The following is a 10,688-nucleotide window of genomic DNA, read 5'->3' as shown; positions in this document are numbered from 1 at the left end:
CGGCATCGAGGTGTACGGGCGGCGCCGGGGCGGCCCGACGAGGCCCGACGAGGACGCCCCCGCCGACCCGACCTCGCCGTTCGGCCGGTCGCTGGCCGCCGCCGAGGCCGTCGCCGCCGACGCCGCCCGGGCCGCCCGCTGCACGGTCGCGCTCGTCCGCATGGCCCCCGTGGTCGGCCCCCACTTCCCGAGCCCGCTCGGCCGCTACCTCCGCCTCCCGGTCGTCCCCGTGTCCGCCGCCGCCGACCCCCCGTTCTCGCTCCTCCACCAGGAGGACGCCGCGGCCGCGCTCGTCGCCGCCCTCGACCGGGCGGTGGACGGCCCCGTCAACGTGGTCGGCGCCGGCGCCGTGACCGCGTCGCAGGCGGCCCGCATGGGCGGGCGGGCGCCGCTCCCGGTCGGCGGCCCGCTGTTGTGGCGGGCGGCCAGGGCGCTCGCCGAGGTGGCCGGCGCGCCCGTGCCCGACCACGTGCACGAGCTGCTGGCCAGGGGGCGCACGGCCGACGGCGGCCGGGCCGCCGACCTGCTCGGCGAGGCCCCGGCGACCAGCACCCCCGAGGTCGTGAAGGCCCTCTACGAGTGGGCGACCGTCACCTACCTGCGCCCGGTGGAGGAGGCGGCGTGACGGCGACGGTGGACGTCCTGCGCCGCCGCCTCAACGGCACCAACCCGGTGGACGAGTGGGGCCTCGACGCCGACCTCGTCGCCGTCGCCCGGCCCGTGCTCGGGCTGCGGTGGTCGGTCGACGTCCGGGGCGCCGGGGCGGTGCCGGCCGACGGGCCCGTGCTGCTCGTCGCCAACCGCCGCTTCGGCCTGTCGGAGCCGTTCGTCGTCGCCCTCGGGCTGCTGTCGGCCACCGGCCGGCACGTGCGCCCGCTCGGCGTGCCCGACGTGGCCCCGGCCGGCCCGATGCTGCGCCGGCTCGGCGGCGTGCTCGACCGCCCCGACGAGCTGGCCGGCCTGCTCCGGGCCGGCGAGGTCGCCCTCGCCTTCGCCGGCCGGCTGTCCCGTCCCCGCCACCGCGCCGGCCCCGTCCACCCCGCCACCGTGGCGACGGCCCTGGCCACCGGGGCGCCGGTCGTGCCCGTCGCCGTGAGCGGCCGCGAGGCCGGGCGGCGGTGGCGCGTCCGGGTCGGCGCGGCCGTGCCCGTCCCGTCGGGCCGCGGGCCGCTCGCCGCCGTCGAGCTGGCCGAGGCCACCCGCCGGGCGGTCCAGGAGCTCCTCGACGAGGCGTCCCCACCCGGGCCGTTCTCGCGATGACGCTCCGTATCCCTACCCTCAGGTAACGTCCGCCGGCGTGACGCTGGCCCGGCACCCGGACGGCACCCGCCTCCACTACGAGGTCGCCGGCCGCCGCCACGGTCCGCCCGTCCTCATGATCCAGGGCCTCGGCGCCGACAGCCACGGCTGGGTCCTCCAGCGCTTCGCCCTCGCCGCCCGCTACCGGGTGATCCTCATGGACAACCGGGGCGCGGGCCGCAGCGACAAGCCGCCCGGGCCCTACGACCTCACCGTGATGGCCGAGGACGCCCTCGCCGTGCTCGACCACGCCGGCGTGCGGTCGGCCCACGTCGTCGGCGCGTCGATGGGCGGGGTCATCGCCCAGGTCCTCGCCGTCGGCGCGCCCGAGCGGGTGCGGTCGCTCGTGCTCGCCTGCACCGCCTGCCGGCACCACGAGTGGCGCCGCGAGCTGCTGGCCGAGTGGGCCACCACGGCGCGGGAGCGGGGCATGCGGGCCCTCGCCGGCCGCAACCTGCGCTGGCTGGTCGGCCCCCGCTCGATCCGCCGGTTCTGGCCGGCGTTCGGGCTCGTCGGCCCGCTGGCCGTCACCATGCCGCCCCACGCCTTCGACGCCCAGGTGCAGGCCATCCTGGCCATGGACGACGACCTGCGCTTCGCCCTGGCCGCCATCGAGGCCCCCGCCCTCGTCATCGTCGGCAGCCAGGACGTGCTCACCCCCCAGGGCGACTCCGAGGAGCTGGCCTCGCTGCTGCCCAACGCCGAGCTCGTCGTGGTCCGCGGCGGGGCCCACGGGTTCATGATCGAGCACGCCGGCGCGTTCAACGCGGCCGTGCTGTCGTTCCTCGACCGGGTCGAGGCGGCCTCGGCCCGGGGGGCGGCGGCGAGCGGCACCGACGGCTGACGGTTTCCTCGCCCCGCGACGGGGAAGGACGGGGGTCGCCGGCCGGCAGGCCGGCCACGCGCGTTCATCCCAGGGGGTTGCAGTGACGCTACCCACGGAGGTGCTGGGCCGGACGGGGCTCGAACTGACCAGGGTGGGCCTCGGGGCGTGGGCCATCGGCGGCGGCGGCTGGCAGGGCGGTTGGGGCCCGCAGGACGACCGGGAGTCGATCGCCGCCATCCACCACGCCGTCGAGCTCGGCATCAACTGGGTCGACACGGCGCCCGCCTACGGCCTCGGCCACGCCGAGGAGGTGGTGGGGGAGGCCCTCCGCCAGCTGCCCGAGCAGGACCGGCCGCTCGTGTTCACGAAGTGCGGTCTCGTGTGGGACGACCCGGCGGAGGGGACCGTGCGCAACGTCCTCGCCCCCGAGTCGGTCCGGCGGGAGTGCGAGGACTCGCTGCGGCGCCTCGGCGTCGAGCGCATCGACCTCCTCCAGGTGCACTGGCCGACCCAGGACGGCACGCCGGTCGAGGAGTCGTGGTCGACGATGGCCGCGCTGGTCGACGAGGGCAAGGTCGGCTTCGTCGGCGTGAGCAACTTCGACCTCGAGCTGCTGGAGCGGTGCGAGGCCGTCCGCCACGTGGACACCTTCCAGCCCCAGCTCAACCTCGTCGTGCGGGACGAGGCCGACACGACGATCCGCTGGTGCGCCGACCACGGCACCGGCGTGATCGTCTACAGCCCCATGCGCTCCGGCCTGCTGACCGGGCGCTTCTCGGCCGACCGGGTCGCCGGCCTCCCCGAGGACGACTGGCGCAGGGTCGACCCGGACTTCACCACCCGCCTCGAGGCCAACCTGGCCCTCGTCGAGGCGCTCGGCCCCGTCGCCGAGCGGCTGGGCTGCTCGGTCGCCGAGGTGGCCATCGCCTGGACGCTCGCCTGGCCGGGGGTGACGGCGGCCATCGTCGGCGCCCGCCGCCCGGAGCAGGTCGACGGCTGGGTGGGGGCGGCGGACGTCCGCCTCGGCGAGGAGGACCTCGACGAGATCGCCGAGGCCGTGAAGGCCACCGGCGCCGGCTCCGGACCGGTGCGGCCGTGAGCGGGCACCCGCTGTCGCTGTCCCGGCGGCGGTTCCTCGCCGTCGCCGCCGGCGCCGGGCTCGGCGCGCTGTGGCTGCCCGGCTGCGGCCGGGGCGGCCGCTCGGCCGACGTCGACCGCCAGGCCGACCTGCTGGCCGGCGGCCCGCTCGAGTACGACGGCCCCCACGTCGACCTCGACTACTGGACGGGGTTCACCGGCGGCGACCGGCCGTTCATGGAGGACCTGGTCGCCCAGTTCAACGCCGACCACCCGAACATCGACGTGCAGATGAACGTGATCGTGTGGGCCGAGTTCTACCAGAAGACCCCCGCCGCGGTCCGCAGCGGCCACGGCCCCGACATCGGGATCATGCACGTCGACCAGCTGGCCACCGCGGCGGCGCACAAGACGATCGTCCCGCTCGACGGCCTGGCCGAGGCCATCGGCGTCCGGGACGGCGACTTCGCCCCGGCGGCGTGGGACGCCGGCGTGTTCCTGGGGAAGCGCTACGGCGTCCCGCTCGACGTCCACCCGATCGGCATGTACTACAACAAGGCCGTCCTCGAGGAGGCCGGGCTCGACCCCGAGTCGCCGCCCCAGGACCGCGACCAGTTCCTCGGCGCGCTCGAGGAGCTGAAGGCCAAGGGCGTGCAGGGGTTCTGGGTGTCGCCGTTCCTGTTCACCGGCGGCCTGATGTTCCAGTCGCTGATCGGCCAGTTCGGCGGCAGCCTCTACAACGAGGACGGCACGAGAGCGACCTTCGGCGACGAGGCCGGCGTCGAGACGCTCGAGTTCATGCGCTCGCTGATCGAGCAGGGCTACAGCGCCGGCAACGTCGGCCAGGACGCCGAGGCCATCGCCTTCAAGAACGGCCAGAACGCCTTCATCTTCACCGGCAACTGGTCCATCAACGAGTACGGCAGCACGCCCGGCCTCGAGTGGGGGGTGGCGCCCCTGCCGGTGCTCGGCGAGGAGCCCGCGGCGTCGGCCGGGTCGCACCAGTTCGTGATCATGGCCCAGCCGTCGCCCGACGAGAACAAGCTGATGGCCAGCCGGGCGTTCATCGACTGGATGAGCCGGCGGTCCCTCGAGTGGGCCAAGTCCGGGATGGTCCCGGCCCGGCTCGACGTCGTCGAGAGCGACGAGTTCGCCGCGCTGGAGCCGCAGCAGGCGTTCGCCGCGGAGATCCCCTACCTGGTGTTCGGCCCGTCGCTGCCCGGCATCGAGGACGTGCGGCGGACGACGCTCGACCTCGCCATCCAGAAGGCGATCCTCGGCCAGTCGTCACCGGAGGCGGCGCTGTCCTCGGCCGCGGCCCAGGCGGACATCCTGCTCGAGGAGAACCGGCAGAAGTACGAGGGGGTGTGACGTGACGACCACCACGCAGGCACCGCCGGGCCAGGGCGTCGGCCTGGCGGCGGGCATCAAGGCCAAGGCCGGCCGGCGGCGCGACTTCGTGGGCGCCAGCCAGGTCACGCCGTACCTGTTCCTCGCCCCGTACCTCGTCCTGTTCACCGTCTTCGTGCTCGTCCCGGTGTTCCTCGGGCTCTGGATCAGCCTCCACAACTGGGACCAGTTCCTCGACCACAAGCCGTGGGTCGGCTTCGACAACTACGGCGACCTGTTCGACGGCGGCTCGCCCACGGGCAGCCAGTTCTGGCAGGGGATGCGGGCGACGGCGCTGTTCACCGTCCTCAGCGTGCCGCTCCTCGTCACCGTGCCCCTGGCCGTCGCGCTCCTCCTGAACCGGCGGTTCGCCGGCCGCAACGTGTTCCGGGCCGTGTTCTTCGCCCCCTACGTGCTCGGCGTGGCCGTCGTCGGCCTGCTCTGGCGGTTCCTGCTCGACCCGAACATCGGCGTCCTCAACTTCCTGCTCGACAAGGTCGGCCTGCCGGACAAGACGGGGTGGACGACGGCCGAGCCATGGGTGTGGGTCTCCCTCGTCGGCATGACCCTGTGGTGGACGCTCGGCTTCAACGCCATCATCTACCTGGCCGGCCTCCAGGAGATCCCGAGGGACCTCTACAAGGCGGCCACCGTCGACGGGGCCGGGCCGTGGCAGCAGTTCCGCCACGTCACCCTGCCGGGCCTGCGCCGGGTCTTCCTGTTCGTGCTGACGGTGACGATCCTCGCCTCGGCCAACATGTTCGGCCAGTCGTTCCTCGTCACCCAGGGGGCGCCGGGCAACCGGACCCGCACGGCGATCATGTACATCGCCGAGCAGGGGTTCAGGAACTTCCGCCTCGGCAGCGCGGCGGCCATGAGCTACGTGCTGGCGCTGTTCCTCATGGCGGTCAGCGGGCTGACCTTCTTCCTGTTCCGCAACCAGGCGAGGGAGGACTGACGTGGGCGCGTTCGTCAGCGACACCAGGCCGGGCCGCCGCACGGGCGGAAAGGTCGCCAACTACGTCGTGCTCGCCGTCCTCACCGTCCTGTTCCTCGGCCCCATCGTCTGGATGGTGCTCACGTCGTTCAAGCCCACCGCGGAGGCGACGGCCTCGCCGCCGACGTTCTTCCCGCAGACGCCCACCAACGCCAGCTACGACAGGATCACCGCCGTCGGGTCGTCGACCCCGGTGTTCCGGTGGTTCGTGAACAGCATGCTGGCCGCCGTCCTCCACGCCCTGCTCGTGCTGGCGACGGCCACGCCGGCGGCCTACGCGCTCGCCCGCATGGAGTTCAGGGGCAAGCGGGTCCTGCTCGGGCTGATCATCGCCACGCTGTTCGTGCCGCCGATCATCTTCCTGCCGCCGAACTACATGATCGTGGAGCGGCTCGGCTGGCTCGACACGCTGCCCGCCATCATCGTGCCGATGGCGGCCTCGGCGTTCGGCGTGTTCTTCCTCCGCCAGTTCTTCCTCGGCATGCCCGTGGAGCTGGAGAAGGCGGCCCGGCTGGACGGGGCCAACCGGTTCCAGACGTTCTGGCACATCGTCCTGCCGAACGCCAAGCCGGCGCTCGCCACCCTCGGCGTCCTCAGCCTGCTCACCAACTGGAACGACTTCCTCTGGCCGGTCTACGTGCTGTTCAACCCCGAGCACCTGACCCTCGGCCCCGGGCTGTCGCTCCTCCAGTCGGCCAACACCACGGACTACGCGCTCGTGATGGCCGGCGCGGTCGTCGCCAGCATCCCGGTGATCGCCGTCTTCGTGTTCGCGCAGCGCTACATCGTGGAGGGCGTCGCCCGCACGGGCATCAAGGGCTGAACGCCCGCCGGGCGGCGACGGGCACGACGACCGGCACGACGGTACCGGCGACCAGAAACACCACGGCGAGGCCGATCCAACCGACGGCGCCCGTGTCGACCACGGCGACCGTGAGTACCGCCGGGCCGAGCACGGTCAGACCCGTCGCGCCGATCTGGTAGGCGCTCAGGTAGTAGGCGCGCCGCGATGGCGGCGCGAGGCCGTAGGAGATCCCCCAAGCCCCCGCCGACTGCCACAGCTCGCCCAGCGTCATGGCGACGGTCGCGGCGAGGAGCAGGGCAGCGGCCGGGACGGGACCGACCGAGTCGCTGACCGCGGCGATGGCGCAGAACCCGGCCAGCGCGAGTCCGGCCTGGCGCTGCTTCCTGCCCGCCCGTCTGATGTCGTCCCCGCCCGCGCTCAGCCGCACCTGAAGCGTCACGGCCATCACGGTGTTGACCACGAGCACGATCCCGACCAGGGAGTCGGGCGCGCTCGTCTTCGTGACGATCCAGAGCGGGAACGCGATTCCGAGGATCGCGACGTGAAGGTAGAGAATCCCGTTGGCGACGGTGAGCACGAGGAACGGCAGGTCCGTGAGCGGGAGGCGGGCGGCCGGGGCCCGCACGACGTCGGCGTCCCCATCCCGGCGGCCGCCGGCGAGGCGAAGGCGCACCAGGAGCACCGCGGTGACGACGAAGGCGACCGCGTTGCCGAGGACGAAGGCCACGTAGAAGGAGGGGCTCGCGCCAGCGATGACGACGGTCGCCGCGAGCGCCGAGAGGGCGTATGCCACGTTGCGGACGACGGCCACGAGGGCCATCGTGCGGACCTGCGATTCTCCCTCCGCCACCGAGCCGGCCACCGACTGGATGACGGGCCCGACTGCCTGCTCGACGGCGCCGATGTAGCAGGCGATGGCGAGGAAGGCCGGGAAGCCGGACGCGAGGGGGTACACAACGAACCCGGCGGCCCGCCACAACTGCAGGGCGACGAGCGTCCTCCAGTCGCCGAACCGGTCCGCGAGCCGCCCGATGGGTACGGCGCACGCCAGGCCGGTCAGCCCCGCGAGCGACAGCCCCGTGCCGATCTGTGCGGTGGTGAGGCCGAGCACATCGGTGAAGAACAGCGCCGACCCCGCGAGGAACAGACCGCGGCCACAGGCGTCGACAAACGCCACCAGGAGGAACACGCGGGCCGCTCGCCCGGCGGGTACGCGGTCCAACGCCGCCGTCGCCAGCCGACGGGCGATGCCGGCGTCGGCCGTCCGTGACGGGGTGTCGAGCCCTTCCGCCACTCCCGCTCCCGCCCGCTCCCCGTCAGCCCGTCGTGACGTCGACGCCGGCCCGCACGACCAACTCGAACGCGTCGAGATCGGCCGGCGTCGGCGCGTCGAACAGCGCCGTGACCGCCCGTCCGAACGAGTCGGTGATCGGGCCGAGCGGTGCGCCGCGATCCTTCAGCACGAGGAGGTGACGGAGGCCCGGTGGGGCGCCGGGCCCTGCAGGGGTGGCGACCGGCCACAGGCCGTCCTCGACGACCCAGGACGGGGGCGGTCCGCCGGGGACGCGGCTCGACACGTCGAGGAGCGACCCGGCGTCGTGCTCGAAGTAGACCTGACGGGCCCACCGTACGGGCTGGGGGTACGACACCGGCCCGCCGAGGGCGGCGGCGACCATGGCCGCCTCGATGGAGGCACCGGTGGCCAGATGATAGAGCTGCAGCAGGCCGTCGCCTGGCGGCCGGGCGGCGATCTCCATGAGCACCACGGTGCCGTCGTCGCGGATGCGGTACTCGCCGTGAGTCATCCCTGTCCCGAGCTCGAGTCGCTCGGTGATGTCCCGGTGGACGGCGAGGATGCGGTCGGCCTCGTCGTCGGAGACGTTGCCCGCCGGCACCGTGTGGCCCATCTCCACGAAGTAGTCGCCGTCGTGTTCGTTGGTGGCCTTCTGCGTGACCGACGAGAACGCCGTCTCGCCGGCAGCCACGATGCTCTCGACGCTGAGCTCCCGGCCGGTCACGTACTCCTCGACGAGCACCGAGTCGCCCGGGCCCAACGCGGCGAGGTGCGCCTCGAGGGCCTCGAGGTCGGCGAGGACCTGGACGCCGATGCTGCAGTAGAGGTTCAGCGGCTTTGCCACGACCGGAAACCGGTGGTCGAGCGCCTCGGCCACGGCGTCGTGCTCGCCCGCCCTCGCCGGCACGGACGGAGGACTCCAGGCGCGGAGGTAGTGGCGCTGGAGGAGCTTGTTGCGGCAGACCTTCGATGCGCGGAGCCCGACGCCCGGCAACCGGTGCAGGTCGGCGACGACGCCGGCCGGCTCGACGCAGAGCTCCGACGACGCGAACACGCCGACGATCTCGTGGTCCACCGCCCACGATGCGACCTGCGCCAGCGTGGCCGCCAGGTCACCAGGGTCGATGAAGGCGTGCGCCGCCGTCGTGCCGAGTTGGTGGTCGGGCGAGCCGAGAAAGGCGACTGCGGCGTGCTCGAGCGGCCACCGAGGCGGCGGGGCGACGACGAGGCTGGCGACGTCGAGGCGGGCCAGGGCATCGAGGTACGGCCCCGCTTTCGGCAGGTCGGTGAACAGGACGAAGCCAGGGACCCGGCCCGTCGCCTACCGTCCTTCCGACGAGGCCGCCGGCAGCAGGACGCGATGGCCCGTGCGCGCCGCGGCGATGCGGTCGAGGATGGTCGTGGTGACGGCCATGACGGCGGCGCCGGTCACCCCGCCGACATCGTGCGGCGGCGCGAACTCCACCACGTCGTAGCCGACGACCGGCTCTGGCACCAGTTCCAGCAGCCGCAGGAGGGTCCCCGTGTCGATGCCGCCAGCGACCGGTGTGCCGGTCGCCGGCGCAACGGGCGCGTCGAGCACGTCGACGTCGACCGTGACGTACAGCCCGTCCACGCGTGTGGCGATCTCCGCCGCCGCCCGGCGGAAGTCGTCGAACGCGGCGGTCCGGTCGTCGTCGAAGGTCGCCGCTCGAATCTCGCGGATCCCCACCTCCTGGAGGAACTCGGGCTCTCCCGGGTCGTACGCGCGCGTGCCGACGAGGAGGACGTCCTCGGGCCGCACGGCGCCCTCGTCGACGACACGCCGCAGAGGTGACCCGTGGGACAGCCGTGACCCGAGGTACGTGTCGAGCGCGTCGGGGTGGGCATCGAACCATACGAGCCCCAGCCGGCGACCGGCCGCGGCGGCGGCGACGATCGGATAGGTGATCGAGTGGTCGCCGCCGAAGGTCACCACCGGTACCGTCGCCGTCCGGAATACCTCGTCGTAGGCGCGGCGCACCACGCGGACGGTTCCGGCGAGGTCGAAACGGTCCGCGGCCACGTCGCCGGCGTCGAGCACGCGGAGGTCGCCGAAGTCCCGGCCCCGCCGCGAGATCGTCTTCACGTTTCGCGACAGCTCCCGGACCCGGTCGGGCCCGTGCGAGGCGCCGCCCCCGCCGCCGGCGCCGCCCTCGAAGGGCACGCCGAGCACAATGGCGTCGACCCGGCCAGCGGGCCCGTCGGCCGTCGCCAGCCCGTTCCACCGCTCGGTGCTCAGGGAAGTGCCGCCGGCGTGAAGTCGAACGCGTCGTGGCGGCGCATGCGCTCGACGATCTCCGTGGTCGGCGCGACGACGGCGCAGTAGGAGGCGAGCCACTCGAGGGCTCGCAACCGATCCTCGTCGCGGGTCGACACGACGCCGTCGGTCGGCACGAGGACGTTGTAGCCGCGGAAGTGGGCGTCGGCGGCGGTCGTCTGGATGCACACCTGCGCCTGCATGCCGGTGATGACGACCGTGTCGATCTCGTGGTCGCGGAGGAACGCATCGAGCCCTGTCTCGAAGAAGCCGCTGTCCTTCTTCTTCTCGATGACGACGTCGCGCTCGTCGACGAAGTCGGGAAGGAGCTCGGCCCCCGGCGTCCCCCGCAGCACGGGGATGCGGCCGTCGTGGAGCTCGATCTTCTTGTCGGTCTCGTCGTAGATGAGCTGGAGGTGGACGACGGGGACGCCGAGCTCGCGCACGTCGGCGAGGAACTTGACGAGTCTCGGCTTCATCGCCTCCACGTTCGCCTTGCGCTGCTCGTTCTTGTCGACGAGGTCGTACTGCAGGTCGTTGGTGAGGACGGCGTACCGCGGCATCTCTCGCTCCTAACCAGCGGTGGCGGGGGTGAGGGTGTGGTCGAGGAGGGCGTCCCACCAGGTCTGCATGGCGTCGATGGCGTCGAGGGCGCCTCGGTGGACGGCGGTGGGGTCGATGGGCTGGCCGGGGCGGCCGCCGGTGCCCTCGGTGTCGACGAAG

Annotated in this window: 11 protein-coding genes; 7 read left to right on the top strand and 4 right to left on the bottom strand. The window is 73.3% G+C overall.

The window, feature by feature from the left end; all coding sequences use genetic code 11:
- From VGB14_12400 to VGB14_12370, 7 genes are all read left to right on the top strand, one after another.
- Positions 1-625, top strand: a 625-nt coding sequence (locus VGB14_12400) for an NAD-dependent epimerase/dehydratase family protein (GenBank protein HEX9993720.1), incomplete at its 5' end; no start/stop codon positions are given.
- Positions 622-1,260: a hypothetical protein gene (locus VGB14_12395; GenBank protein HEX9993719.1), complete on the top strand. Its 639-nt coding sequence runs from the start codon at positions 622-624 to the stop codon at positions 1,258-1,260. The genes VGB14_12400 and VGB14_12395, both read left to right, overlap by 4 nt.
- Before the next feature lie 37 nt (positions 1,261-1,297).
- Positions 1,298-2,143, top strand: a complete 846-nt coding sequence (locus tag VGB14_12390) for an alpha/beta fold hydrolase (protein ID HEX9993718.1) — start codon at positions 1,298-1,300, stop codon at positions 2,141-2,143.
- 82 nt (positions 2,144-2,225) lie between these two features.
- On the top strand, positions 2,226-3,224 hold the full coding sequence (locus tag VGB14_12385) for an aldo/keto reductase (protein ID HEX9993717.1): 999 nt from the start codon (positions 2,226-2,228) through the stop codon (positions 3,222-3,224).
- Positions 3,221-4,573 carry an ABC transporter substrate-binding protein gene (locus VGB14_12380; protein HEX9993716.1) on the top strand — a complete coding sequence of 451 codons (1,353 nt, stop codon included), beginning with the start codon at positions 3,221-3,223 and terminating at the stop codon, positions 4,571-4,573. Before VGB14_12385 ends, VGB14_12380 begins: the two co-directional genes overlap by 4 nt.
- A 1-nt stretch (position 4,574) precedes the next feature.
- A complete protein-coding gene (locus VGB14_12375; protein ID HEX9993715.1) occupies positions 4,575-5,549 on the top strand; it encodes a sugar ABC transporter permease in 975 nt (324 codons plus the stop codon).
- A 1-nt stretch (position 5,550) separates the two neighbouring features.
- Entirely contained in the window at positions 5,551-6,411 is an 861-nt protein-coding gene (locus tag VGB14_12370; GenBank protein ID HEX9993714.1) for a carbohydrate ABC transporter permease, read from the top strand.
- Here the strand turns inward: VGB14_12370 and VGB14_12365 are convergent.
- The 4 genes from VGB14_12365 to VGB14_12350 form a co-directional block, all read right to left on the bottom strand.
- Positions 6,401-7,582 carry an MFS transporter gene (locus VGB14_12365; protein HEX9993713.1) on the bottom strand — a complete coding sequence of 394 codons (1,182 nt, stop codon included), beginning with the start codon at positions 7,580-7,582 and terminating at the stop codon, positions 6,401-6,403. The two genes, VGB14_12370 and VGB14_12365, sit on opposite strands and share 11 nt — an antisense overlap.
- Before the next feature lie 127 nt (positions 7,583-7,709).
- Complete coding sequence (locus VGB14_12360; GenBank protein HEX9993712.1) at positions 7,710-8,762, bottom strand: ATP-grasp domain-containing protein; 1,053 nt, start codon at positions 8,760-8,762, stop codon at positions 7,710-7,712.
- 246 nt (positions 8,763-9,008) lie between these two features.
- Positions 9,009-9,881 carry an arginase family protein gene (locus VGB14_12355; protein ID HEX9993711.1) on the bottom strand — a complete coding sequence of 291 codons (873 nt, stop codon included), beginning with the start codon at positions 9,879-9,881 and terminating at the stop codon, positions 9,009-9,011.
- 62 nt (positions 9,882-9,943) lie between these two features.
- Positions 9,944-10,528: an isochorismatase family cysteine hydrolase gene (locus VGB14_12350; GenBank protein ID HEX9993710.1), complete on the bottom strand. Its 585-nt coding sequence runs from the start codon at positions 10,526-10,528 to the stop codon at positions 9,944-9,946.
- Between the last annotated feature and the right edge of the window lie 160 nt (positions 10,529-10,688).

It is taken from the genome of Acidimicrobiales bacterium, from assembly GCA_036399815.1.
Classification (GTDB): Bacteria; Actinomycetota; Acidimicrobiia; order Acidimicrobiales; family DASWMK01; genus DASWMK01.
Note: the sequence above shows the minus strand (reverse complement) of the source record. Positions and strands in the feature narration are given on the sequence as shown.